This window comes from Lichenifustis flavocetrariae, from assembly GCF_026130545.1.
Taxonomy (GTDB): Bacteria; Pseudomonadota; Alphaproteobacteria; order Rhizobiales; family Beijerinckiaceae; genus Lichenihabitans; species Lichenihabitans flavocetrariae.
In genome coordinates this window covers 350,632-373,749 of sequence record NZ_JAMOIM010000004.1, presented here as the reverse complement: position 1 = coordinate 373,749, position 23,118 = coordinate 350,632, and the positions used below count along the sequence as shown (strand labels likewise).

At 64.3% G+C, this 23,118-nt stretch carries 22 protein-coding genes; 7 read left to right on the top strand and 15 right to left on the bottom strand.

The features are described from left to right. Nucleotides 1-77 precede the first annotated feature (77 nt). Both M8523_RS09145 and M8523_RS09140 read left to right on the top strand, forming a co-directional pair. Complete coding sequence (locus M8523_RS09145) at nucleotides 78-1,034, top strand: alpha/beta hydrolase (RefSeq protein ID WP_282584564.1); 957 nt, start codon at nucleotides 78-80, stop codon at nucleotides 1,032-1,034. Between the two features lie 94 nt (nucleotides 1,035-1,128). Continuing rightward, complete coding sequence (locus M8523_RS09140; RefSeq protein WP_282584527.1) at nucleotides 1,129-3,591, top strand: DUF3772 domain-containing protein; 2,463 nt, start codon at nucleotides 1,129-1,131, stop codon at nucleotides 3,589-3,591. A 67-nt stretch (nucleotides 3,592-3,658) separates the two neighbouring features. Here the strand turns inward: M8523_RS09140 and M8523_RS09135 are convergent, their stop codons facing one another. From M8523_RS09135 to M8523_RS09075, 13 genes are all read right to left on the bottom strand, one after another. Continuing rightward, entirely contained in the window at nucleotides 3,659-3,898 is a 240-nt protein-coding gene (locus M8523_RS09135) for a hypothetical protein (protein WP_282584526.1), read from the bottom strand. Between the two features lie 95 nt (nucleotides 3,899-3,993). Beyond that, nucleotides 3,994-4,641: a glutathione S-transferase family protein gene (locus tag M8523_RS09130; protein WP_282584525.1), complete on the bottom strand. Its 648-nt coding sequence runs from the start codon at nucleotides 4,639-4,641 to the stop codon at nucleotides 3,994-3,996. 41 nt (nucleotides 4,642-4,682) lie between these two features. Further along, a complete protein-coding gene (locus tag M8523_RS09125; protein WP_282584524.1) occupies nucleotides 4,683-5,084 on the bottom strand; it encodes an endonuclease domain-containing protein in 402 nt (133 codons plus the stop codon). 173 nt (nucleotides 5,085-5,257) lie between these two features. Continuing rightward, nucleotides 5,258-6,544, bottom strand: coding sequence for a flavodoxin-dependent (E)-4-hydroxy-3-methylbut-2-enyl-diphosphate synthase (ispG, locus tag M8523_RS09120; protein WP_282584563.1), 1,287 nt, complete (start codon nucleotides 6,542-6,544; stop codon nucleotides 5,258-5,260). A gap of 66 nt (nucleotides 6,545-6,610) precedes the next feature. Further along, nucleotides 6,611-8,431, bottom strand: a complete 1,821-nt coding sequence (locus M8523_RS09115; protein ID WP_282584523.1) for an ATP-dependent nuclease — start codon at nucleotides 8,429-8,431, stop codon at nucleotides 6,611-6,613. A gap of 214 nt (nucleotides 8,432-8,645) precedes the next feature. Then, nucleotides 8,646-9,665, bottom strand: a complete 1,020-nt coding sequence (locus M8523_RS09110; RefSeq protein WP_282584522.1) for a hypothetical protein — start codon at nucleotides 9,663-9,665, stop codon at nucleotides 8,646-8,648. A gap of 188 nt (nucleotides 9,666-9,853) precedes the next feature. Beyond that, nucleotides 9,854-10,645, bottom strand: a complete 792-nt coding sequence (locus tag M8523_RS09105; protein WP_282584521.1) for an anti-sigma factor family protein — start codon at nucleotides 10,643-10,645, stop codon at nucleotides 9,854-9,856. Continuing rightward, nucleotides 10,642-11,169 (bottom strand): sigma-70 family RNA polymerase sigma factor, encoded by a 528-nt coding sequence (locus M8523_RS09100; protein WP_282584520.1) that lies wholly within the window; start codon nucleotides 11,167-11,169, stop codon nucleotides 10,642-10,644. The genes M8523_RS09105 and M8523_RS09100 overlap by 4 nt, the downstream gene beginning before the upstream one ends. Before the next feature lie 45 nt (nucleotides 11,170-11,214). Next, nucleotides 11,215-11,559, bottom strand: coding sequence for a cupredoxin domain-containing protein (locus M8523_RS09095; protein ID WP_282584519.1), 345 nt, complete (start codon nucleotides 11,557-11,559; stop codon nucleotides 11,215-11,217). Between the two features lie 25 nt (nucleotides 11,560-11,584). Continuing rightward, complete coding sequence (locus tag M8523_RS09090) at nucleotides 11,585-12,529, bottom strand: metallophosphoesterase family protein (protein WP_282584518.1); 945 nt, start codon at nucleotides 12,527-12,529, stop codon at nucleotides 11,585-11,587. A 160-nt stretch (nucleotides 12,530-12,689) separates the two neighbouring features. Then, nucleotides 12,690-13,433: a 4'-phosphopantetheinyl transferase family protein gene (locus tag M8523_RS09085; protein ID WP_282584517.1), complete on the bottom strand. Its 744-nt coding sequence runs from the start codon at nucleotides 13,431-13,433 to the stop codon at nucleotides 12,690-12,692. 146 nt (nucleotides 13,434-13,579) lie between these two features. Beyond that, nucleotides 13,580-13,846 (bottom strand): DUF2934 domain-containing protein, encoded by a 267-nt coding sequence (locus M8523_RS09080; protein ID WP_282584516.1) that lies wholly within the window; start codon nucleotides 13,844-13,846, stop codon nucleotides 13,580-13,582. Nucleotides 13,847-13,965: 119 nt separating this feature from the next. Continuing rightward, complete coding sequence (locus tag M8523_RS09075; RefSeq protein ID WP_282584515.1) at nucleotides 13,966-14,511, bottom strand: YidB family protein; 546 nt, start codon at nucleotides 14,509-14,511, stop codon at nucleotides 13,966-13,968. A 175-nt stretch (nucleotides 14,512-14,686) separates the two neighbouring features. Here M8523_RS09075 and M8523_RS09070 point away from each other — a divergent pair, with 175 nt between their 5' ends. The 5 genes from M8523_RS09070 to M8523_RS09050 all read left to right on the top strand — a co-directional run bounded on the left by M8523_RS09070 (nucleotide 14,687) and on the right by M8523_RS09050 (nucleotide 20,507). Continuing rightward, nucleotides 14,687-15,724: a sugar ABC transporter substrate-binding protein gene (locus tag M8523_RS09070; RefSeq protein ID WP_282584514.1), complete on the top strand. Its 1,038-nt coding sequence runs from the start codon at nucleotides 14,687-14,689 to the stop codon at nucleotides 15,722-15,724. A 168-nt stretch (nucleotides 15,725-15,892) separates the two neighbouring features. Then, entirely contained in the window at nucleotides 15,893-17,386 is a 1,494-nt protein-coding gene (locus tag M8523_RS09065; RefSeq protein WP_282584513.1) for a sugar ABC transporter ATP-binding protein, read from the top strand. 10 nt (nucleotides 17,387-17,396) lie between these two features. Continuing rightward, nucleotides 17,397-18,428, top strand: coding sequence for an ABC transporter permease (locus tag M8523_RS09060; protein WP_282584512.1), 1,032 nt, complete (start codon nucleotides 17,397-17,399; stop codon nucleotides 18,426-18,428). Between the two features lie 442 nt (nucleotides 18,429-18,870). Continuing rightward, nucleotides 18,871-19,788, top strand: a complete 918-nt coding sequence (locus M8523_RS09055; protein WP_282584511.1) for a class I SAM-dependent methyltransferase — start codon at nucleotides 18,871-18,873, stop codon at nucleotides 19,786-19,788. Continuing rightward, a complete protein-coding gene (locus M8523_RS09050; RefSeq protein WP_282584510.1) occupies nucleotides 19,785-20,507 on the top strand; it encodes a pseudouridine synthase in 723 nt (240 codons plus the stop codon). The genes M8523_RS09055 and M8523_RS09050 overlap by 4 nt, the downstream gene beginning before the upstream one ends. 425 nt (nucleotides 20,508-20,932) lie before the next feature. Here the strand turns inward: M8523_RS09050 and aidB are convergent, their stop codons facing one another. After that, nucleotides 20,933-21,757 (bottom strand): AidB family quorum-quenching N-acyl homoserine lactonase, encoded by an 825-nt coding sequence (gene aidB, locus M8523_RS09045; protein ID WP_282584509.1) that lies wholly within the window; start codon nucleotides 21,755-21,757, stop codon nucleotides 20,933-20,935. Nucleotides 21,758-21,870: 113 nt separating this feature from the next. Then, nucleotides 21,871-23,088 carry a TCR/Tet family MFS transporter gene (locus M8523_RS09040; RefSeq protein WP_282584508.1) on the bottom strand — a complete coding sequence of 406 codons (1,218 nt, stop codon included), beginning with the start codon at nucleotides 23,086-23,088 and terminating at the stop codon, nucleotides 21,871-21,873. Nucleotides 23,089-23,118 lie beyond the last annotated feature (30 nt).

The following is a 23,118-nucleotide window of genomic DNA, read 5'->3' as shown; positions in this document are numbered from 1 at the left end:
AGGGTGTGGCTCGTCGATGTTCCTGGCTGCGCCAGTTGGACTGTATGATCAATCCAGGAGGACGTGCCGTGTCGCGCATGGAAAACGAATCGCCGGTCGATCAGGGCCGACGGGCCCTCCTTGGCGCGGCCTTCGCCACAGTCGTAGCCTCACCGTTGGCGGCCCTGCCGGCTCCGGAAACGGTGGATCTGTGGCCAGGCGACCCGCCGGAGAGTCCGGGCCCGCGCCTGACGGAGCACGTCAACGACAGGGGAACCATCACGGGCGTCGCACGCCCGCGTTTGAACGTCTTCCGCCCGCCGCAGCCGAACGGGACCGCGCTCGTCGTGATCGCCGGTGGCGGTTATGTCCGGATCGGCGCCGGACACGAGAGCACACCCGCATGCCAATGGCTGCAAAGCCTGGGTGTGACGGCCTTCGAACTGATCTATCGCCTGCCTGGCGACGGCTGGCCGCCGCGCGCGCCCCTGCAGGACGCCCAGCGGGCACTGCGTCTCGTGCGGGCGGGCGTCAGGGCTGACGGGCTTGCCCCCGACCGCATCGGGGTGCTGGGCTTTTCGGCCGGCGGACATCTTGCCGGCATGACGGCGGTGCGTCCGGCGACGCCGCTCTACAAGCCGGTCGACACGGCCGATACCGCATCGGCCCGTCCGGATTTTGCCGCGCTGATCTACCCGGTGATCAGCATGCTTCCGCCGCTCGATCACACGCGGTCCCGGCGCGAGATGCTCGGCAGCGACGTAAGTGAGGGGGATGCCGCCGCATTCAGCGTCGACCGGCAAGTCGACCGCGAGACGCCGCGCACCTTTCTGGCCCATGCGGCCGACGATCCGATCGCGGCGGTCGATCACAGCCTTCGGATGTTCGATGCCTTGCGCCGCATGGATGTCCCGGCGGAACTCCATGTCTTCCAGTCGGGCGGGCATGGCTGGGGGCTCGGCCTCCCCGGCGCCGAAAGCCACGCTTGGCCCGGGCTTTTCGCGGCCTGGATGGTGTCGAACAAGCTGTTTCCGCCGCAGCCAAGCTCGAAGTGACCGGGTTGAGGCGGGCCGAGTCGTAAGATCGCCCCAAATCCGCGCTTTGACCGGACCACCGCGACGTCCAACCCTTTCGGAGAACGACTGCCTGATGCGATGTGATGCACCCCGCTACGTTCGCCGCAGCTTCGCCGCTCTCATGGTGCTGGCCGCCCTGGTGTTCGCTCAAGGCTTCGCGCCCCGTGCGGAAGCCCAGGCCGCGCAGCCGCCGCAAGCCGCCCTGACTCCCGCGGGGCGCCTCGATGCCGACAAGGCCACGGTGGACCGGATCGAGGCGGCGCTCGGCCGGGCCGACGTGTCGGACAGCACCCTGCAGCGATTCCGGGCCGACCTCGATCCCGTGTCGGCGGACATCCAGGGTCTCGTGACGGATCTCGCGCCCAAACTCGACGCCGCCAAGGCGCGGCTGGATCAGCTCGGTCCGAAACCCACCGACAAGGCCGCGACCGAGGCGGCCGATGTGACGGCGGAACGCGCCGCGCAGGAGAAGCTCTACAGCGACCTCGACTCGACCTTGAAACGTGCCAAGGTCCTCGGTGTCCAGGCCGGCCAGATGAGCGACTCGATTGCGGCGCGGCGCCGGGCGCTGTTCGCCCGTTCGGTGCTGGAGCGATCATCGAGCCTCCTCAGCCCGCAGCTTTGGATCGCCGCCGCCCAGGATCTGCCATCCGACGTCCGCGCGATCGTCTACCTCGGCCAGGACTGGTGGGGCGGCGTCGTCGGGAAGACCGAACCGTGGAAGCTCACCACCGTCGCGGTCCTGCTCGGCGGTCTCACAATCGCGTTCTGGCCCCTGCTGCGACTGACACGCCGGTTCAAGCAGCGCCGTCTCGACGCCAAGCCGACCCGATTGCGCAAGGCCGCCTTCGGCTTCTGGGTGGCCCTCGTCACCATGGCGGTTCCGAGCCTGCTGGCCGCGGCCGCCTTCGGAGTCCTGAACAGCGCCGAACTGCTGACGTTCCGATTGCAGCCGATCGCGCATTCGATCGAGATCGGGATCCTCGTGGTCAGCGCGATGGCCGGGCTCGCACGCGCGCTGCTGGCGCCGGGCCGGCCGAACTGGCGCCTGATCAAGATCAGCGACGCTTCGGCCCGCAACCTCTACAACCTCACCCTCACCATCGCGACCATCGTGGCGGCCTTCGAGGTTCTCGCGGTGCTGAATGACGCGATCGCGGCCGCGCTCCCCACCGCGGTTGCGGTTCGCGGCATCGGCGTGCTGCTCGTCGCCGTCGCCATGGCCCAAACGCTGCACAGGATCGACCGCATCGTCGGGGAGATGGATCAACAGGCCGCGCCGCAGACGGACGCCCGCAATTGGTCAGGGCCGGCGCGTATCCTGGGGTGGATGGTGGCCACGGTGCTCGGGGCCACGCTGCTTACCGGATATGTGGCGCTGGGCTCTTTCCTGACCCGGCAGATCGTCTACCTGTCGGGCCTGTTCACGCTGCTCTACCTGCTCATGATCCTGGCCGACGAGGGCGTCACGGCCCTGTTCCAGCCGAAGACGCGGCTCGGCCGCACCTTCGTGATCACGGCCGGACTGCGGCGGGAATCGCTCGACCAATTGGCGATCCTGCTCTCCGGAGCCCTCCGGGTCGCGCTTCTGGTCACGGCGGCGCTCCTGGTGCTCGCGCCTTGGCGCATCGGCTCGGGCGATATGGTCGGCACCATCGAGGCGGCCTTTTTCGGCTTCAGCGTCGGCGACGTCACGATCTCGATCTCGACCATCGCGGTGGCGGTGGTGCTGTTCATCCTCGGCATCGCGATCACGCGCGCCCTGCAGCGCTGGCTCGATGTCACCTATCTGCCCCACACCCATCTCGACACGGGCCTGCGCAACTCGATCAAGACGAGCTTCGGCTATCTCGGCGTCGTCATGGCCTTCGCGCTCGCGGCCGGCTACCTGGGTCTCAGTTTCGAAAAGGTCACCTATGTGGCCGGCGCCCTGTCGGTCGGTATCGGTTTCGGCCTCCAGTCGGTCGTCTCGAACTTCGTGTCGGGCCTGATCATCCTGTGGGAGCGCGCGATCCGGGTGGGCGACTGGATCGTGGTCGGGGCCGAGGAAGGGTTCGTGCGCCGGATCAACGTCCGCTCGACCGAGATCGAGACCTTCGATCGCGCGACCGTCATCGTGCCGAACTCGAACCTGATGACCGGCGTCGTCAAGAACTGGGTGCGCGGCGACCGTGTCGGCCGCATCAACCTGCCCATCACGGTCGGGCTCGCCGCAAAGCCCGAAAAGATGCGCGAGATGCTGATCGGCATCGCGAAGGATCACGACCACGTCCTGAAGATTCCGTCGCCCACGGTGCTGTTCTCGGCCTATGCGGGCGATCAGATGACCTTCAACCTCATCTGTTTCGTGGACGACATCGAGTCGGGCAAGCGCACCACGAGCGACCTGCTTTTCTCCATCCATGCCAGGCTCGTGGAGGATGGCATCATCGTGGCCCCCGGCCCGGCGATCCTGTCGAGCCCGGCACTGGAAAAGGCGGTCGACGCGTTGTTGGCCGACCGGGACAGCTCGGTGCGGCGGGCCCGAACCGCCTGAGCGACCCGGATACGAAGAAGCCGCCCGAAGGCGGCTTCTTGCAGAAACAACGCCGGTGGACGGCGGCTCAGTCGTTCGTCATGTTCCGCATCATGCGGCGGTGACGCTCGTGACGCATCTCCCGATGCATGTCATGGCGCATCATGTCCCGACGCATTTCATGCCGCATCATGTCCCGGTGCATCTCGTGCCGCATCATGCGGTGACGCATGTGGCGCATGCCTTCATCGTCCTGGGCCTTCGCCGGAACGCTTGCCAAAACAGCCATCGAGGCTGCCATCACCAACCCGGCTCGCAACAACGTCATACGCATATGTCTTAACCCTTCGAAAGTACCCCACGGTCGAAGTCGGTTCGGCCGGTGTTTGTTCCTGGGGTCCAGTCACGGATTGGTCGACAGCCTTAACCCCGGGCCGCCGCCACCTGATGCTCGGTCGCCATTTCGGCGTCGGCGGCATTGATCCGGGCCACGATCGGCCGCGCCTGGAAGCGCTTCACATAGGCCCGGACCGGCGGCTCTTCGGGCACCAGCTTGAACGCCGTGAGCCAGGACAAGGCCATGCCCCACAGGAGGTCGGCGGCCGTGAACCGGTCGCCGAAGAGGTAAGGCCCGGTCTTCAGCTGGTCGATCAGCGCGTCCATCACCCCGTCATAGGTGCCGTAGGGCGACATGGCCTGCGGCCCGGGCTCGCGTTCCATGAAGCGATCGACGACCGCCGGCTCCATGCAGGAGCCGTAGAAGAACATCCAGCGCAGATAGGGCCCCCGGATGGGGTCGTCGAAGGCGGGCGCGAGCCCGGCCTCGGGGAAGAGGTCGGCCAGATAGGTGTAGATGGCGCCCTGCTCGGTCACCAGAGCCTTGCCGTGCGTGATGGCCGGTACCTTGCCGAGCGGGTTGACGGCCAGGAAGGCCGGCGACCGGTTCTCTCCCGCCGCGCGGTTCAGCACATGCAGCGTATAGGGCGCGCCGAGCTCTTCGAGCAGGATCCGCACGCCGGTGGCGCGGGTGTGGGGCGAATAGAAGAGGGTGATGGGCTCGGCGGTCGGCATCAGGCTCTCCGGGGATGGTGGCTAAAAATTAAATTCGACGCTCAAGCCGGCCTACCGTGGCTCTCGTGCGGCGGACATGCTGAGCGAAACCGGTCGGACGGCTGCAATCGGCCCTCCAACGCGGCAACGATGGTCTCACACACGTACTCGATGTTCAACAACACCTCAGGGTTCCAGAACCTCAGGACCTTGTATCCGTCGCAAGCCAACGCGGCGTCGCGATGTGCATCACGGTCTCCGCGCGCATGCCGGCTGCCATCGACTTCGAAGATGAGCTTGACGTCCCGGCACGCGAAATCAGCCACATAACGGCCGATTGGCACTTGCCTCAGAAACTTGTATCCGCCAAGCCGCCGATCCCGCAGTCTCAGCCAAAGCTTCCGCTCGGCGTCGGTAAGACGCCGCCGCAACATCCGCGCCCGCTGAACCGTCGCATCAGACACCGGGGTCCCTCAAACCTCGGGGGAAATCCCCCCTTCGCCCCGCCTGCGGGGAGAAGGTGCCGGCAGGCGGATGAGGGGAGATCCGCAATCGTCGAGGGTCCACCCCTCATCGCGCTTCGCGCACCTTCTCCCCTGAGGGGAGAAGGGATCAGGCCCGGCGTATTCGGGACAAGCTACTCCGCCGCCTCGACCACTTTGGCGGTCTCGGCGCCCTGGCCGAAGCGGCGCACGATATACTCGTCCACCAGCTGCTTGAACTCATTGGCGATGTTCGGCCCGCGCAGCGTCATGGCCTTCTGGCCGTCGATGAACACCGGCGCGGCGGGGGTCTCGCCCGTGCCGGGCAGCGAGATGCCGATGTCGGCGTGTTTCGATTCGCCGGGGCCGTTGACGATGCAGCCCATCACGGCGACGTTCAGCCCCTCGACGCCGGGGAACTTGGTCTTCCAGTTCGGCATCTCGGTGATGATGTAGTGCTGGATGTCGCGCGCGAGCTCCTGGAACACCGTCGAGGTGGTGCGGCCGCAGCCCGGGCAGGCGGCGACGAGTGGCACGAAGGTGCGGAACCCCATGGTCTGCAGGATCTGCTGGGCCACCTGCACCTCGACGGTGCGGTCGCCGCCCGGCTCGGGCGTCAGCGAGACCCGGATCGTGTCGCCGATGCCGTCCTGCAGCAGGATGCCGAGCGCCGCCGAGGAGGCGACGATGCCCTTCGAGCCCATGCCGGCCTCGGTCAAGCCGAGATGGATCGCGTAATCGGAGCGCGACGCAAGCGTCTTGTAGACCGCGATCAGGTCCTGCACGGCCGAGACCTTGGCGGACAGGATGATGCGGTCCTTGGGCAAGCCGATCTCTTCCGCCCGTTCGGCCGAATAGAGCGCCGAGCGCACCATGGCCTCGCGCATCACGGCCCGCGCCTCGGCGGGATGCGCCGTCTTGGCGTTGTCGTCCATCATGGACGTCAACAGCTCCTGGTCGAGCGAGCCCCAGTTGGCGCCGATCCGCACCGCCTTGCCGTGCCGGATCGCGGTCTCGACGATGGCCGAGAACTGCCCGTCCTTCTTGGCCTTGAAGCCGACATTGCCGGGGTTGATGCGGTATTTGGCGAGCGCCTCGGCGCAGGCCGGATGGTCGGCCAGCAGCTTGTGGCCGATGTAATGGAAGTCGCCTACAAGAGGCACGTCGACCTTCATCTTGGCGAGCCGGTCACGGATATGCGGCACCGCCGCCGCCGCCTCGTCGCGGTCGACCGTGATTCGCACCAGCTCCGAGCCGGCGCGGGCCAAAGCCGCGACCTGCCGCACGGTGCTCTCGATATCGGCCGTGTCGGTGTTGGTCATGGACTGCACCACGACCGGCGCCCCGCCGCCCACCAGCACATTGCCGACCATGACGCCCACGGTCTTGCGCCGCGGCGCCGGCCCGGCCCGGTCGTCGGGAATGGTGTCCATCGGGTCCATCAGCACGGAAGTCGATCCTCGCGGGTTGCCTTTGGGCGGATGTTTTGCGGGGGAATGGTGGCGGGGTCAAGACGGGGGTGGACTGTCGACCCGAGCGCTACTTGTTTGCTCATTTATCGCTGCTTGATGATCCTCAAGAATGGTTGACATAACCAAACGCAGTTTTTTTGCAAATTCGCGCGCATCTTCAAGAGCAGGATCGCTCCCCAAGTCTCTTTTCAAGACCTGCACTAACCAGTCGCTCTTTTTCGCCTGCGAAATATCGCGACAAAACCGCTCTAACTCGCCCTCGGGGTTTATAATGATCCCGATTTTTTTACAGCGGTCATCTAATCGTCCGAACGCTGAATAAGCGCTTGCGTCAGCAAATGCCCGAGAGCCGTCTTGCTTAGCTCGCTCCCAATTGGAACTAGAGCGAACCATACTCGATATACTTTCACGTACAGATTTCGGCACTTGCGCCAAGTTGCATATTTCTTCGGATATGCGCTTCAACTCAATTGAAAGCTCAACTCCAGTAATCTGTCCTTTTCGAGACTCGACAGATTTTATAATTAGATCTAAATCAGACTTTACGTGCGTTACATCTCCCCCAAACGCCTCGAAAAGCTGAAAAAATTTCGAGCGATCAGAAAGCGCATCGATATCGACGATAGCAACCACGGGAACGTTGATAGCTCTCAATGCCTTTGCTACGCTCGGTATGCGATCCTTCCCGCCGAAATAGTAGAAACGCACGTCCGCATCTCTACCCTCTGCTTTTGTTGAGTCTAAAAGCGTTCTGAAAAAACGCGAATCCGCGTCCCCTTCACAAATTACCGCAATTTCATGGAACAAAGAAGATAGGATATCTGATGTACGAAGACTTGGGTCGGTCCATAAATCTCGCAGCTCGTCGGATCTCAACACACTGACCGAATTCTTCTCCCTGTGCCGGTTTATTCGCGCAATGACAACTCGATCTCCTGCATATTCTAACATTGTACGAAGTATTTCATCATTATGCGTTGCGACGAGTACTTGCGATGATGCGGAAGCATGCTCGCAGATAATTCTTGCTAAACGTCGCGCCTGAGGTGGATGTAAAAAAGCCTCTGGTTCGTCCAAAATTACCATGTTTCTTGGATGAATTAACAAGCTTAAAACAGTTCCGGTAAAGCTACGCATTCCATCGCCTTGGCGATGCAACAGAGGCATTCCTGAAAGCCAACGAGCATATTCCCTGCCGTCTTCCTTCGGAGGATTTGCGTCGGTTGGAACAACATGCAAAGCGAGCTTTTCACCAGCAAACAAGTTCAGTACTAACTGCTGGCCAAATGTGCTCTGAAAAACTGCATTCATACTATGAGCAATATTTTCGTCGAATTCGAGCCACTGAAGTGGCTCGTTCGGAGCGTCACGAAGGTAATCGCCTCTACGCACAGGATCAGCCAGCGCGAGCCTTTCGGCTGCGCCCAGGTACATCGCAAAAAACTTCATGGGAAGAGATCCAACAAACCCTCGCTGAAAGTCTTCCTTAATTGACGAAAGGATGTACTCATGAACGTGAATCTTCACTGTTTCACCAGACGTCCCTTTTATTCCCTGGCTCACGATAATACGTTTGAAATCTTCCTCCTCTCCTTTACAAGCGAGAGTAACATCTTGCAGCACAGGACGCGGCCTTCGACCATCTAGCAAAAAATCTCTGATTTCACGTAACGCAGAGCTTTTACCAACATTATTTGGGCCAGTTAGAACCAGTATCGCATCAGGCGCGAGGTTTATACTTGTTCCATTAGAGAATGTAAGCTTTGATATATGGAGATGGGCGGCTTCTCGCGCCGGAGGAATGGGTTCCTCATCGGGCTTGGATCGTCTGCGGCCCCACCTTCTAAACAGGCTCAAATCAAAACTCGTATGTTGAAAGTCATGTTTATGGTAACCGGCACTCTCAGATGTTGGATAGGCCGAAATCGACCGACGCCTATAAGATTCACAAGCAATTGAACTTCTTAGGACCAGCCCAATCCTCAGTTTCGATTTTGGGGCCGAAGTCGCATCGCACGGCCGGCGTCGCCCCACGCCTCGGCCCAATATGTCCGCACCGCTCAAGCCCGCCTCACAACCCCGGCGTACTCACCAGCCCATGGTGCAGCATACACGTCGGGATATGATGGTGCAGCCAGTTGAAGTCGACCATCGTGTGGGCCTCGTTGAGCGGGTCGCCCTTCTTGTGGGTCGACAGCGGGTTCTCGCCCGGCCTGATCGAGCCGAAGGCGGAATGCTGGCGCCAGCGCGACAAAGCCAGGGGCACCATGGCGGGATTGGCGCTCATGCGGCGCGTCAGGAAGATCTCGTCCGAAGGCCAGTCGCGGCCCGGCACGGTCTCGGGCGTCGGGGAGAGGCGTCCCTCGTACCGGAAGGTGCGGGCGCCCGGCACCACGAGCGAGATGCCGCCGGATTTGACGTGATGGGTGCCATCGAAATCGTAGATGCCCTTCAGCCGCGTGCGCAGCGTCGGGCAGTTCTGCAGGAACTTGTCGAGCTGGAACAACCCGTCGCTGTTCGAGGCCGCGAGCAGCATCGGCTTGAAATGCGTTCCATAGAGGCTGAGCTCGATCTCCTCCAGGCACTTGGTCACGAAGGCCTGGTTGCCGGCGAACTCGCCGCAGGACCCCATGGCGATCGGCAGGATCGCGCCGACGTTCTTTTCCGAGATGGCGATCTGCTTCGCGACCTGCATGCGGCCCTCGATATAGTCGCCCGCGCCCAGTTCGAGCAGATTGCCGGAGAAGTCCTTCGCCTGCGCGGTGTGGCGGAAATAGATCAGCCAGGCGCTCGGCCGCACCCCCTTCGGGACCACCACGGCGACATATTTCAGCGTCGCGTGCCCGGTGGTCGCGAACGCGAAGCTCTCCATCTCCCGGCTGGCCCGGCCCGTGAAGCGCATGCTCCAGGTCTTGCTGAGTTCGGGCGGGCTGCTGAGCAGCGGGAGATCCTTCTGCCGGGTCTGCCAGACGGGCGTCGGAAGCCGCCGCAGCAGCGCCCCACCCTTCGCGGGCGCGGCAGGACCCTTGGCGGGGGCCGGGTCATCGCGCTCGAACGCGACATATTCGAGATCGGGATGGTCTCGGCTCATGGCAGGTCCTCGAAACGCGCGGACCGAGGGCCTCGGTCGGCCGACTTAAGCAAATGGGAAACGTTGCAATCGATGTCGTCGAAACGGGTGGCGGCCGACTGGGTCCGGCACCCGCTCGCGCGACCATCGCATCGGGCCAGGGTCGAAGCAATCGTCGAAAATATCGGCTGCCGCAGACCCCGAGAGCCTCAATCCCCCTTCGTCGCGGCCCGAAACTCCCGCACGAACGCGTCGAGCTGCGGCCGCTCGGTGTCGGAGATGGCCCAGTACGCGAAGGCGGGGTCGGTCCAGTGCACGAGGGCGAAGCCACCGGCGGCCTCGGGCACAGGCTCGGCGAGCGGCATGTCGGGGGTGCGGGGTTCGGCCACGAGCGTGATCAGATGCTCGTGGTGGCGGTAGACAAGCGCGGGCACGACGCGTTCGCCGATGACATCGGCCCGGCCGCCGAGCAGCGCGAAACCGCTCGCCGCGAGATCGACGGCCGGCGGCGACAGGCCGACCTTGGCGTCGAGCCAGGGCTTTACGGTGTGACGGTCGGACGAGGCGATATCGATCGGGCTCGCGGCGAGAAGACTGCGGCGGTGGCTGCTGGCGATGGCGGCCGCGCTCGCATCGGGCGCGGCGCGACGGTCGAGCCAGGCGGTGCCGCCACTCGCCAGCATCGCGGTGACCAGGACCGAGGCCGCCATCGCGCGCCAATCGAAGCGGGGCGCGGGTCGTGGCGCTGCGGCGGGGCGCGGGGCTTCTGCGAGGGCCGCGATACGCGCCTGGAAGGCCTCGGTGACAGGGGGGCGCGGCAGGCGCGCGAAGACCTCACGCAGGGCGGCATGCCGGGCCTGCTCGGCCGCCAGCGCCGGATCGGCCGCGATGCGACGTTCCAAAGCGAGGCTCGTGGCGGCATCGAGTTCGCCATCGGCCAAGGCCTGCAGCAGTAGAGGCAGATCGGTGGGGTCGGCCGGTCCTCCGTCTGGCTCCGTCATCGCGGGCCTCCCAGGTCTCGCATCAACTGGCCGCGCGCCCGCGACAAGCGCGACATGACGGTGCCGATCGGCACCGACAATATGGCGGCGATGTCACGGTAACCGAGGCCGTTGATGTCGCGCAGCACGACGATCTCGCGCAGGTGGGTGGGAAGCGCCGCGATGGCGCGTTCGAGGGCGGCGGCATCGGCCTTGGCGATGACGGCCGCCTCGGGGCTCTCCATACCTTCGGATGCGCCCGCCTCTTCGTCGAGCTCGTTCAGGCCGCCGACCAGCACGAGGTCGCGCGGCCGGTTGCGCGCCAGCCAGGTGAAGCAGGCGTTGCGCACGACGGTCAGAAACCAGGCGCGGGCGCTGCCACCCGCAAAGGTGTCGATCCCGCGCAGCGCCTTGATGCACGCCTCCTGCACGACATCCTCCGCATCATGGCTGTTGCCGGTCAACCAGCGGGCGAGCGCCAGGGCGTCGCCGAGATGCGGCAGCACCACAGCGCCGAAGCGTTCGGTCGGCGACGGACCGCTCAACGCTGCACCATTGTCCACTTCCCCGAAACCGCGAGGCCGGCCTGCTCACGGACTGACCGTGATCATGCCCTGCATATGGGGATGCAGGCCACAGAAATAGGCCAGGTCGCCCGCCTTTGTGACCGTGATCTGGTAGGTGCCGCCCGTGTCGAGAGCCGGCGAACGGAACGAATGATCGGTCGCGACGACGAGATGGGGGATGTCGTCGTCGTTGCGGAAGGTGACGACGGTGCCGGGTTTCACCACGAGGCGGTCCGGTTTGAAGACGAAATTGTCGATCGTCACGAGGGCGGTCTCCGCCGCCTGCAGCGGCGTGGCCGCCGCACCGACGAAGAGGAGGCCGAGGAGCAGCATCGAGCGACGCGGCCGTCTGTGGAGAGGAGGGAGCATGGCGAGCCTTTCCGTGCGATCACCCTCAACCAAGGGTGCTGTCGACGAGCGCCAGCGAGGCGGGCCCCTGTTTCACCGCGACGGTCGTGATGCCGAGCAGGCTGCGAAGTTGCCCGGGCGGGACCGTCATGGGGCCGGGCGAGGGCGCGGTGCCGGGCGCGGGCTGCGGGAAGGCGGTCGAGCGGGCCGTGTGAAAGGTCACATTGCCCTCGACCTTCTGCATGATCTGGTGGATGTGGCCGTTCAGCACCGTGACCGAGCCGAAGCGTTTCAGCAGGGCCAGAACCTGGGCGCCATCGTCGGTGCCCCAGCCCCATTCGGCATAGACGCTCCACAGCGGGATATGCGCGAAGACCACGATGGGCGTGGAGGCGCTGACGGCTTTGAGGTCGTCGGCAAGCCATGCGAGCTGATCGGCCCCGAGAAAGCCGAGGCCGCCGGCTTTCAGGTTCACGACATTGACGAGCCCGATGAAATGGACGCCGCTCTGATCGAAGGCGTACCAGCCGGCGCCCCTGGCGGCCTTGCCGTAGCGGTCGAGATAGGCGCGTCCGTTGCCCTCGTCGATCATATCGTGCTCGCCGGGCACATAATGCGCGTCGAGCCCGGTCCCGCCGAGGATCCGGGCCGCGTCGTCGAACTGGCCCGGCGTGGACAGATGCGTGATGTCGCCGGTGTGGATCATGAAGGCCGGCTTCACCGGCAGGGCGTGGACCTTTGCGATGGCCTCCTGCAGGGTGTCGATCGCATGCGGGTTCGCGGCCTTGTCGAAGCCGATGTGGCTATCGGACATCTGCAGAAAGGTGAAGCCGCCCGCCTGCACCTCGGCCGCCTCGGCCGCACCGAGAATGTTGAGGGAGACCGGCACGCCGCCCTTCAAGCCCCACAGCACACCCGTGCCGGCCCACACCATACATTCGAGTGCGTGACGGCGGTCGAGCCCGCGACCTTTGGCATCTTCGTGGTCCATGTGGTCCTCCGACGCCGAACAGCGGCGCTTGTGGAGGAGACCCGGTCAGGCGGGGACTTATTCTGCAGCCGGTGGTTGTTTTCGTGCGGCCAAGCTAAGACTTCCCCCCCAGGGAGCGACACCACCCTCGACCGGGAGTCACTTCGGGACAGGGTGCGCCTTAACGCCCAAGGAGGTCCGCGACTGTCGTCGCACGCGCATCGATGCGAAGCTCTCCGGGACGGTCACGCCGCACGGCCAGTGCCAGCATGTGGTCCGAGGTGGGCTGACATTGGTGGAAGCGCCAGCGGGCCGGGTCGTCGGCGATGCGGTGGGTGAATTCGATCGAGGGCCCATCGAGCGTGAATGCGAATTGTTTCAGCGGGACGGACAGGCCCAGGCCGACGGCCTTGAGATAGGCCTCCTTCAAGGTCCAGAATCGATAGGCGGCCGCAGTTTGCGCGGCGGCCGGCAGACGCCGCAGATAGTCGCCTTCGGCGGGCGCGAAGGTCGCGAGCGCAAAATCCAGCGCCAGGCGCGCCGAGTCCACGCGCTCCACGTCAATGCCGACCGGATCTCGCGACGAGACAGCGACCGCCGCCAATCCGCAGGTGTGGGACAGGTTGAAACGCATCGGCGGCTCATCCGGTCCGGCATCGATCTCAGGCTTGCCATAGAGCCCAGCGGCAAAACGCCATTCCGCGGGGAAAAAGGGCGCGTAGCGCGAGAGTGTGGCCCGGATCAGCGCGTGGGACGCAAGAGAGGCTTTGCGGTCAGTCGGAGAACGACACCGCTCGGCTTTTGCGCGATCTCCAGAATCCAGAAGATCGGTGAGAGTATCAAGTTCATCGTCCTCGATCTCATCGAGAACGAGCCAATGAAGCAGCACCGTATCATCCGGAATGGCATCGCGAATAGGCATCATGCAGCCCTAACGTGAACCAACACGCGAGGGAAGATGCACTCCCCCTCCCCGGGGACCTGACGCGGTTTGGCTCAAGGCTGGCACGCTAACCAGCTATGGAATCTCGAACAAACATTTACTTCTATTAGACCCCAGCCGCGACAGAGCTAGGCGGCCTTAACGGACGCGAAGGCTTCCTCGACTTCCTCTTGCGTGATCCGCGCTGCCGGCGTGCCCACCTGATTGAGGTTCTGCTCCTCGGTCCCGTCGCCCATCATACCTGGATGGGGATCAACAGCCCCGGACGCATGCGAGACGCCGAGTTCCTGTTCAGCCTGCCGCCAGTGCGCATCATGATGTCCATGTGGACGGCCTTCAGCTTCCCAGATCTCATAGGCGCGCTGGCTGACCTCATTATGTTTCGCGGAGTCCATACTCGTACGTCCTTGTTCAACAGATCACACCGTCTGCCGAGGACAACGCGCACGGGTCTCACGCGGATGCATGGCATCCACAAAAGCCCGCGCGACCACGGCAGAGAGCAGTTACCGGGTCAGCCTTGCAGCGGATTGCCGCCCTTGAGCCACGACGACGCCTCGTCATGCGAAGGAAGACGTCCCTGAGGCGTCAGCTTGTTGATGATGTCGGGCAGCTCCTGCGACAGCTGCTGGGCAATCTGCTGCTCCGACATTCCGGTTTTCTGCGCCAGTTCACGGATCATGTCGGGTCCGATCGCCTGCTGGACCTGGCCGGGATTGACCGGTTCGTTATGGCCGCTGCCGACCCAGGATTGCGCGACATTGCCCATGCCATTCTGCTGGAACTGATGCAACAGGCCGCCGAGCCCTCCAAGCAAACCGCCGCCCCCTTGGGGCTCGCCTTGCGGCATCTGGCCCTGCTGCGGAGCAGGCTGAGCGGCCTGGCCACCACCGAAGAGGCCGCCGAGGTTTCCGAAACCACCCGACATCGCCTTGGCGGCCAAAAGGCCGATCAGGGCGGTCGCCAAGGGAGCATAGGGCGCTCCGCCAAAACTCGGCCCGTCATTGTCACCCGACCCGCGGCCGAACATCGCGCCGATTGAATTCTCTAGAATGCCCATGAACCCCTCCTCCTACGACAGAGGAAATCGCGAACTCGCATCTCCGGTTCCATCGGCCCGCAAGGCCATTGCCAGCATGCTAGTCTTGCTTCTAGGATCAGGTCCCGCGCTTCTGCGGCATCATCGGCACGGCACGTCCACCTCAACGAGACGGCCGGCCCTTCGGGAGGAACAGATGACAGACGGCTTCGTGCCGCCGCAATCGCGGCGTGGATTTTTCAAATCGTCGGCTTCGATCAGTGCGGCGGCGGCGCTCCTGGGGGCTTTCGGCTTCGACTCTGCCATGGCGGCCGAACAGGCCGCGGCCACCGGCCGCTCCTCAAAGCCCCTGAAGGCCGCTTTTTCCAACGCCGGTCTTCAGGCGACCTGGTGCGCGCAAGGCAAACAGGCCGCCGAATATTGGGGTTCGCTGTTCAACGTCGAGGTGACGTGGTTCGACGGTGAGCTCGATGCCGTGAAGCAGCGGGCCGCCATCGACAATATGGCGTCGCAGAAATGGGATTTCGTCGGCATCCAGGCCTTCGGCATCGGCACGCTGACCCAACCCGTGCAGAAGATGATCGACGCCGGTGTGCCGGTGATCGACATGGACACGCTGATCGCGCCGCTCGACAAGATCAACGTGCACACGTTCCTGGCGCCCGACAACGAACTGATGGGCGCGGGCGTGACGCAAGCGCTGTGCAATGCCATCGGGGGCAAGGGCAAGATCATCATGACGCAAGGCGCGCTCGGCCATACGGGTGCCCAAGGTCGCGCCCGGGGATTCGAAAGCGTGGTCAAGAACTATCCGGGGATCGAAGTCCTGGATCGGCAACCCGGCGATTGGGACGTGTCGAAGACCGCGCGCATCTGGGAGACCTATCTCTCCAAATACCCGCAGATCGACGCCGCCTATTTCCACAACGACGACATGGCGCTTGCGGCCTACAATGTGATGAAGGCGCACAACCGCACCGACATCAAGATCGGCGGCTGCGATGCCATGCCGCCCGCCCTCGCCGCAGTCCTCGATGGCCGCATGACCGCCACGGTCCGCAACCCATCCGGACGCATCCATGGCGGCGCGATCGCGGCCGGAGTCGCAGCCGTGATGGGCGGGCAGAAGACCGGTGAAGGCGGCATCCCGAAACACGTCGTCATGGATGGACCCGTTGTCACCAAGGACAATGCGCCGGGGTTGTTGTGGCTGGAGCAGAGCTTTTTGCTCTGAGGACAGCGTCCTTACTCCCGCGCGAGCGGGAGTAAGGTGCCCGCTCGCGCAGCGAGACCGGCAAGCGGATGAGGGCCCCCTCGGCGCTTGAACCAGCCCTCATCCGACCTTGCTCCGCAAGGCCACCTTCTCCCGCTCATGCGGGAGAAGGGACTCCATGGGAAACGTATGCCCACACCCCTTCTCGAAATGATCGGCATCACCAAGTCGTTCGGCGGCGTGCAGGCGCTGAAGGGCGTCGACTTCGCCTTGCAGGCCGGAGAGATCCACGGCCTCGTCGGGGAAAACGGGGCCGGGAAGTCGACGATGATGAAGATCATCGCCGGGGTGCATTCCGGCTATGGCGGCCGCATGACGATCGAGGGCCGCGAGGTGAATTTCCGCTCGGCCCGCGATGCGCTGGCGGCCGGCATCGGCATGGTGCACCAGGAACTCAGCATCGTGCCGGACCTCAGCGTCGCCGAGAACGTGTTTCTCGGCAAGCAACCCATTGGTGCCGTCGGGCAGGTGCGCTGGAGCACGATGGTGCGCGAGGCGGGCGAGCAACTCCGGAAACTCGGGCTCGACGTCGATCCGCGCACGCGCATCGGTTCGCTGCCGATCGGTCTGCAGCAGTTGATCGAACTCGCCCGCGTGTTGTTTTCCGGGGCCCGCATCATCATCCTGGACGAGCCCACCTCGGCGCTGTCACCACCCGAGGTCGAGCAACTGTTCAGCGTGCTGCGCGCCCTGAAGCGGGAGGGCCGCAGCACCATCTTCATCTCGCATTTTCTGGACGATATCTTGCGCGTGTCGGATGCCGTCACGGTGTTTCGTAACGGCCGCAAGGTTGCGGACAGCGCCGTCAGCACGATCGACAAGGGCTGGGTCATCGAGCAAATGATCGGGGTCGGGCACGACGATCTCGAGGAAAGCTACACGGGCGCCATCCCGCTCGCGGCCAAGCCCTCGGCCCCGGTCGTGATGGCGGCGCGGAACCTCGGGGCGAGCCGTTTTTTCCGCGACGTCTCCTTCGATATCCGGGCCGGCGAGATCCTCGGCATCTACGGCTTCATGGGCTGCGGCCAGGTGGAGCTCGCCCGCACGCTGTTCGGCAAGATCGCGCCGGATCACGGCACTCTGGTGCTGGAAGGCACGCCGCGCCGCCTGCGCAACACCGCAGCCGCCAAGGGTGCCGGCATCGCCTTCGTGCCGGAAAGCCGGCGCTCGATGCTGTTCCATCACGAACCCGTCTACAAGAACGCCTCGATCGCCATCCTCGACCGCATCTCGCGGCTGTGGCTGAAGCCGATGCGTGAGCGCGAGATCACGCAGGTGCAGATCGGCGCCCTCAACATCCGCCCGCCCAGGGCCGACGCGCTGCTCGGCTCGCTGTCGGGTGGCAACCAGCAGAAGGTGGCGCTCGCCAAATGGCTGACGCATCCGCCCAAGGTGCTGGTGCTGAGCGAACCGACGCGGGGCATGGATGTCGGCGCCAAGGACGATGTGGTGCGCATCGTGCGCAGCCTGCGCGACCAGGGCCTCGCCGTGGTGGTGGTCTCGACCGAACCCGAGACGGTGCTGTCTCTCGCCGACCGCATCCTGGTGATGAAGAAGGGAGCCATCGCGCGCGAATTCGCCGACGGCTCGATCAGCAAAGACCGCCTCTTGGAAGCCGCGTGAAGGGTCAAAGATGACGGTTCAGGACAAGATCGCCATGCCGCGCCCGAGCCTCGGCTTTTGGCTTCGCAACCAGATGCGCAACGTGGCGCCCTTCGCCACGCTTCTCTGCCTCGTGGTCTTCTTCTCGCTCGCCAGTCCCTCCTTCGCGACGGCCGACAATCTTGCCAACATCCTGACCCAGATCTCGGTGACGGGCATCATGGCGGTCGGCCTCACCTTCGTGATCCTGTGCGGCGAGATCGACCTGTCGGTAGCTGCCGTCGCCAATGCGACCGGCATCGCGGTGGCCTATTTCACCTCGCAGGAGGCTTATGTCTCGATCGCCAACATCCCGCTGCCGGGCTGGGCCGCGATCATCCTGGCGCTGATCGGGGCCGGTGTGCTGGGCCTGGTCAATGCGCTCGGCCTCACGCTGATCGGCATCCCGTCCTTCATCATGACCCTCGCCATGATGCAGATCGCGGCCGGCGTGTCGGCCATGCTGGTGCGCGGCCAGATCGCCTATGCGGTGCCCGACATCGTCACGACGATCGGCAGCGGCTCCATCCATGGCGTCCCATGGATCGTCGTGCTGCTCGCCTGCTTCCTCATCGTCGGACATGTGGTGCTGACCTACACGCGCTTTGGCCGCTATGTGTATATGGTCGGCGGCAACCGCGAAGCCGCCGAATATTCGGGCGTCAACACCAAGGTGATCCTGGGCGCCGTGCTGGTCATTTCAGGCGTCTGCTCGGGCGTCGCCGGCATGGCGGGCGTCGCGCATTTCGGCTCGGCCCAGCAGAACGAGTTCGACACCTATCTGCTCGATTCCATCGCCGCCGTGGTGGTGGGCGGCACGAGCCTGTTCGGCGGCCGCGGCTCCATCGGCAACACGATCGTTGGCCTCTGCGTACTCGGCGTGCTCAACAACGGGCTCGACCACGTGCAGATCGATTCATTCCTGAAAATCCTGATCCGTGGCCTGATCCTGCTCGCGGCGCTGGTGATCAATGTCTATGCGCAGCGGCTGCGCGATACGGCGGCGGTGCGGGGGGAGGTTTGAGGAAGGGCTTGCCCCAGGGGGGAAGCTGGGTAGTGAGGATTAAGTTTGTTGTAGAGAATTCGGCTTGCAAAAGGTTGATTTACGTCTCCCGCCCGTCGGCTTTCAGGCGGCGCCGGTCTTGAATGGACGTTCGTGGTGCGGCGGCCATTGGCCGTCAGCCGATCGATCGCCTAGGGCAGCGTAGAGGCTTAAGCTGCCATCGTCCAAGAGCGGAAGGTTTTCCCGCGAGACCAGCGGAAACTCACTTCGCAGTCTCCGCATTGATCATGTGCCCTAGAGGGCTGGCGATAGCTGCCCACCTCCATGAAACCATTCGCGACTTCGTCGAGCGGCGAGCAAGGCCGTAAAGACGACACTGCTCCCCGATTGAACGAAGAATTCTGGATCGAGTCTCGCAAGCACCCGCTGGGCATGGCACCCGAATTCCAATATTGCGGACGGGATGACAGACGCGGCTTGCCACGGCGCTTACGGACAACTGCCCGAAAGCCTCATTTCGCTCCACTCCGAGACCGTCCAGTTCTCGCCGCTCATTCCCGGTGCCGCCGCCCTGGAGGCCTGCATGCCCGCGTCGCTGGACAGTTTCGTCATGCTGGCCCCTCCGGGCACACTGGAGCGGCGCTACGCCATAGCTCAGGCGCTCCGTGCGCTTGCGCCAGGCGCTCCGTTTCACATACTGGCCCCGAAAGAACGCGGCGGCGCGCGGCTGGTCGCAGAGCTTCGGGCGCTGGGCTGCTTGGTCGCGGACGTGGCCAAGCGTCACCACAGGATCTGTTCCGGGACGCGACCGCCGACGCTGACCGCCCTGGAGGACACGCTGGCCGAGACCGGGCCGCGCCGCGTCCCTCCCTTTGACCTTTGGACACAACCGGGTGTGTTCAGTTGGGATCGGCTCGACCCCGGCAGCGCCCTGCTGATGACGCACCTGCCCGCTCTCTCGGGCCATGGGGCGGATTTCGGCTGCGGAACCGGCACGTTGTCGCGTGGGGTGCTGACATCGCCTGCCGTCAAGAGCCTGCTCCTGATCGACATCGACAGACGCGCGATCGAGGCCGCGCGTCGCAACGTCGAGGATCCGCGCGTCACGTTCCGGTGGAGCGACCTCCAGCGACCCGACAACACCCTCGCCAAACTCGACTTCGTCGTGATGAACCCTCCCTTTCACGAGGGCGGGACGGAGGAACGCAGCCTCGGTCGGACCTTCATTCAGAGGGCATCCGAATCGCTGCGACGCGGCGGCCGGCTGTGGCTCACCGCTAATCGCCACCTCCCCTACGAGGGTGTGATAAGGACCCTGTTCAGGACGGTGACGGTCGCGGCCGAGGCCGGGGGCTACAAAATCTTCGAGGCGGTCCTGTGAGCCCGCGGCTCGACAAGCTGTTGGCCAATCTGGGCTACGGCTCCCGTCGCGAGATCCAGTCACTCGTCCGGGCCGGGCGGGTCCGGCTGGGAGAGACGCGGCTGACAGACCCCGCGCAGAAGATCGCACCCGACGCCTGTTCCGAATTGCGTATAGACGGGGAACCACTCGACCCCTTGCCGGGGCTCGTGATCATGCTGAACAAACCGCTCGGCATGACGTGTTCACACAAGGACGAGGGACCCTTGGTCCACGATCTGTTGCCGGAGCGCTGGCGCCGGCGCGACCCGATGATCTCCTCCGTGGGCCGCCTCGACAAGGAAACGACTGGCCTTCTGCTGCTCACGGACGATGGAGCCTTTCTTCACAAGATCATCGCCCCGAAGACCCATGTCCCGAAGCGCTACCATGCCGAACTGGCGCGACCTCTGCGCGGCGATGAAGCGGCCCTCTTCGCCGCTGGCACGCTGATTCTGCAAGGTGAGACCGAGCCCTTGAGCCCTGGACTTCTGGAGGTCGCGACGCCGACGCGCGCCGCGTTGACCATCACTGAAGGACGCTATCATCAGGTCCGCCGCATGTTCGCGGCCCTAGGAAACCATGTCCTGGCCCTCCACCGCGACCGGCTCGGCGGCCTGACGCTGCCGGACGACCTCGCCCCGGGACACTATCGCGTGCTGGACAAGGCCGCGATTGAGATTGTCCTGACGGGCTCTTGAAGCCACTGGCGGGACGAGCAAGCGAAACAGGTCACGCCACCGAACTGTCAAACGGACCTGTCCGAAGGCTCGGCTCAGTCGCGACCGCGCGACAGCAGTCAACCTTGATAGCGGGCGCCGAGCCAAGCGATTGATCGGCGTTGACGAAGAGCCCGCCGCGTGCGCGATGCCCTCATCCTGGCGAACCCACCCTTCACCGCCACATCGTCCAGATGCTCGATTGCCTAGACGACGAGATTTCGGGGCCCATAAAGCTCGGTTATTCCCATGTTGACGACATGAAACGTGACGTCGACATTCCGGAGAAGCGCTGATCTATCGCGCGATCGCGGTGTCCAGATCGGACCTGGGCGGATGGGGCCTAGACGCTCATTCTGCCGATGGATGGAAGAAGTCTCTCGGCTGAGCACCATGGGACGATGTGTTTAAGCCGGCACGCATGCAAAGGAGCCATGGGACGTCACCACTTTCAGGAAGCCATCGACATGAGCTCCGGCGACAGTCCAGCCTTTCTCAGCGGCACGCCCGAGCGCTGTTCGGCGGGTTTGCGCGGCCTGGCCGGCATCGAGATCGAAAACGAGGCCAACGTTCGGATCGGCCGCTTGCAGATCGGCGATGTGCAAGAGGTCGGCCCAGATGAGAAGCTTCTTGGCGTCGCTCCCGATCAAGTAGCCCGTATGCCCCGGCGTGTGGCCAGGCAACGGTAAGGCTTCGACTTCGGGCAGGACATGACCCTCGGCGAAAGTTCGAATGCGGCCTCGGTAGACATGCTGAAGCTTCGTCGCGATGTCGAACCCACCCTGCCGTGCCTTGGGCACGGTGGCGCGAGACAACTCGTCGGTAAAATAGGCGAGATCCCGCGCCGGGACGAGGATTTCAGCATTGCGAAAATAGGCTTCGTCATGCGGGCCGAAGAGACCGAGCGCATGATCGCCGTGAATGTGGGTGAGTAGGACCCGCGCAACCCGATCCGGCGCGATGCCCCGTCGATCGAGCGCGGCCCGGGCATGACCAAACGCGGCCCCCCATGCGGTGCCGGTACCGGCGTCGACGAGCGTGACGTCGCCATCGTCATCGAGCAGGAAACAATTCACCGCCATCTGGACACGCGACTGTCCCCAACGCGCCAGCATCGCCGCTTGCTGATCAGCGCCCCCGACATGGGTCAGAACCTCCGGCGGCGCATCGAAGATTCCGTCCTTGAGGAGAGCCACGTTGTAGCGTCCGACGCGTTGAGAAAGCTGATCCATGCCGTTCGTCCGATATGTTTGTCGCTGTATAGAGACGAGGCATGCTCAGGGCGAGGGGGCAACTCGCGCATGGATTGACCCTTGCGCGTTCCCATCACTCAAAGATCAGCCGTTCACGGTCGATCCAGCCTCCCGTGCCGCGGCAACAACACGGTCGCCAGGAGAAACAAAACCGCAGCCACCAGGAATGGGGCGCCAGGAAATTGCACCCGGGCGCCGCCGCCGGTGAACATCGCGAAGATCTCGGTCATCATCGGCGGTCCGAAGACGGACCCCAAGGCCTGCAGGCTCGCGACCGCGCCCTGCAGCTCGCCCTGGGCGTCGGCCTCGACCTCGTGGGACATCAGCGCGTTGACGGCCGGCATCGCGACACCCTGAAATCCGCCGAGGCCGATCAGCACGTAGATCATCCAGCCTTCGGTCGCGAAAGCGAAGCCGACGGCGGTGAGCGCTGCGACGATCAATCCCGCGAGGGCGGCCCGGCGTTCACCCATGACGCGGATCGCCGGCCCCACCACGCCGCCCTGGAAGAGGGCAGACACGATCCCGAAGAAAGCGAGCGACAAACCGATTTGCGTGGCATCCCAGCCATAGCGTTCGATGGTCGCGAAGGCCAGCACGGCCGGATAGACCGCCATGGCCACGAAACTCAGAAAAATCGCGAGCGCCCAGCGGATCAGCAGGGGATGGCGGCGCAGCGACAGGACGGCGCCGAGCGGATTGGCACGCCTCCAGGCGAAGGGGCGGCGCCGATCGCGGCCGAGCGATTCCGGCAGCACGAAAATCGCCACGGCAAAATTCAGGATCGAGCATCCCGATGCGAAGAAGAACGGTGTCCTGGGCCCGAAATGCCCGAGCAGACCACCGAGGGCCGGCCCCAGCACGAAGCCGATGCCGAAGGCGGCCCCCAGCATCCCAAAGGCTTTCGCACGATCCTGCGGCGCCGTGACGTCGGCCACATAGGCGCTCGCGGTCGTGTAGGAGGCGCCGCAAAGTCCGGCCAGCAGCCGTCCGACGAACAGCCAGCCGATCGTCGGCGCGAAGGCCGTCACCAGATAGTCGACGCCGAGGCCCAGGATCGACAGCAGCAGGACCGGGCGCCGCCCATAGGCGTCCGACAGGTTGCCGATCATCGGGCCGCACAGGAACTGCGTCGCCGAATAGGCCATGAACAGCCATCCGCCGATCATGGACGCGTTCGAGATCCCCTCACCCGCCAGATTGGCAATCAACGACGGCAACACCGGCAGGATGATGCCGATGCCCATCATATCGAGCAAAACGGTGACGAAAATGATGGCGAGGGCTTTGCCCCCGAACCATCGCGACATGCAATCGTGCTCCCTGCTTCGGGAGCAAGC

Excerpts from the sequence above, each read along its gene's own strand:
- M8523_RS09145 (WP_282584564.1), top strand. The coding sequence starts at position 78 with ATGGAAAACGAATCGCCGGTCGATCAGGGCCGACGGGCCCTCCTTGGC.
- M8523_RS09140 (WP_282584527.1), top strand. The coding sequence starts at position 1,129 with ATGCGATGTGATGCACCCCGCTACGTTCGCCGCAGCTTCGCCGCTCTC.
- M8523_RS09135 (WP_282584526.1), bottom strand. The coding sequence starts at position 3,898 with ATGACGTTGTTGCGAGCCGGGTTGGTGATGGCAGCCTCGATGGCTGTT.
- M8523_RS09130 (WP_282584525.1), bottom strand. The coding sequence starts at position 4,641 with ATGCCGACCGCCGAGCCCATCACCCTCTTCTATTCGCCCCACACCCGC.
- ispG (WP_282584563.1), bottom strand. The coding sequence starts at position 6,544 with ATGGACCCGATGGACACCATTCCCGACGACCGGGCCGGGCCGGCGCCG.
- M8523_RS09110 (WP_282584522.1), bottom strand. The coding sequence starts at position 9,665 with ATGAGCCGAGACCATCCCGATCTCGAATATGTCGCGTTCGAGCGCGAT.
- M8523_RS09105 (WP_282584521.1), bottom strand. The coding sequence starts at position 10,645 with ATGACGGAGCCAGACGGAGGACCGGCCGACCCCACCGATCTGCCTCTA.
- M8523_RS09095 (WP_282584519.1), bottom strand. The coding sequence starts at position 11,559 with ATGCTCCCTCCTCTCCACAGACGGCCGCGTCGCTCGATGCTGCTCCTC.
- M8523_RS09090 (WP_282584518.1), bottom strand. The coding sequence starts at position 12,529 with ATGGACCACGAAGATGCCAAAGGTCGCGGGCTCGACCGCCGTCACGCA.
- M8523_RS09085 (WP_282584517.1), bottom strand. The coding sequence starts at position 13,433 with ATGATGCCTATTCGCGATGCCATTCCGGATGATACGGTGCTGCTTCAT.
- M8523_RS09080 (WP_282584516.1), bottom strand. The coding sequence starts at position 13,846 with ATGGACTCCGCGAAACATAATGAGGTCAGCCAGCGCGCCTATGAGATC.
- M8523_RS09075 (WP_282584515.1), bottom strand. The coding sequence starts at position 14,511 with ATGGGCATTCTAGAGAATTCAATCGGCGCGATGTTCGGCCGCGGGTCG.
- M8523_RS09070 (WP_282584514.1), top strand. The coding sequence starts at position 14,687 with ATGACAGACGGCTTCGTGCCGCCGCAATCGCGGCGTGGATTTTTCAAA.
- M8523_RS09065 (WP_282584513.1), top strand. The coding sequence starts at position 15,893 with ATGCCCACACCCCTTCTCGAAATGATCGGCATCACCAAGTCGTTCGGC.
- M8523_RS09060 (WP_282584512.1), top strand. The coding sequence starts at position 17,397 with ATGACGGTTCAGGACAAGATCGCCATGCCGCGCCCGAGCCTCGGCTTT.
- M8523_RS09055 (WP_282584511.1), top strand. The coding sequence starts at position 18,871 with ATGACAGACGCGGCTTGCCACGGCGCTTACGGACAACTGCCCGAAAGC.
- aidB (WP_282584509.1), bottom strand. The coding sequence starts at position 21,757 with ATGGATCAGCTTTCTCAACGCGTCGGACGCTACAACGTGGCTCTCCTC.
- M8523_RS09040 (WP_282584508.1), bottom strand. The coding sequence starts at position 23,088 with ATGTCGCGATGGTTCGGGGGCAAAGCCCTCGCCATCATTTTCGTCACC.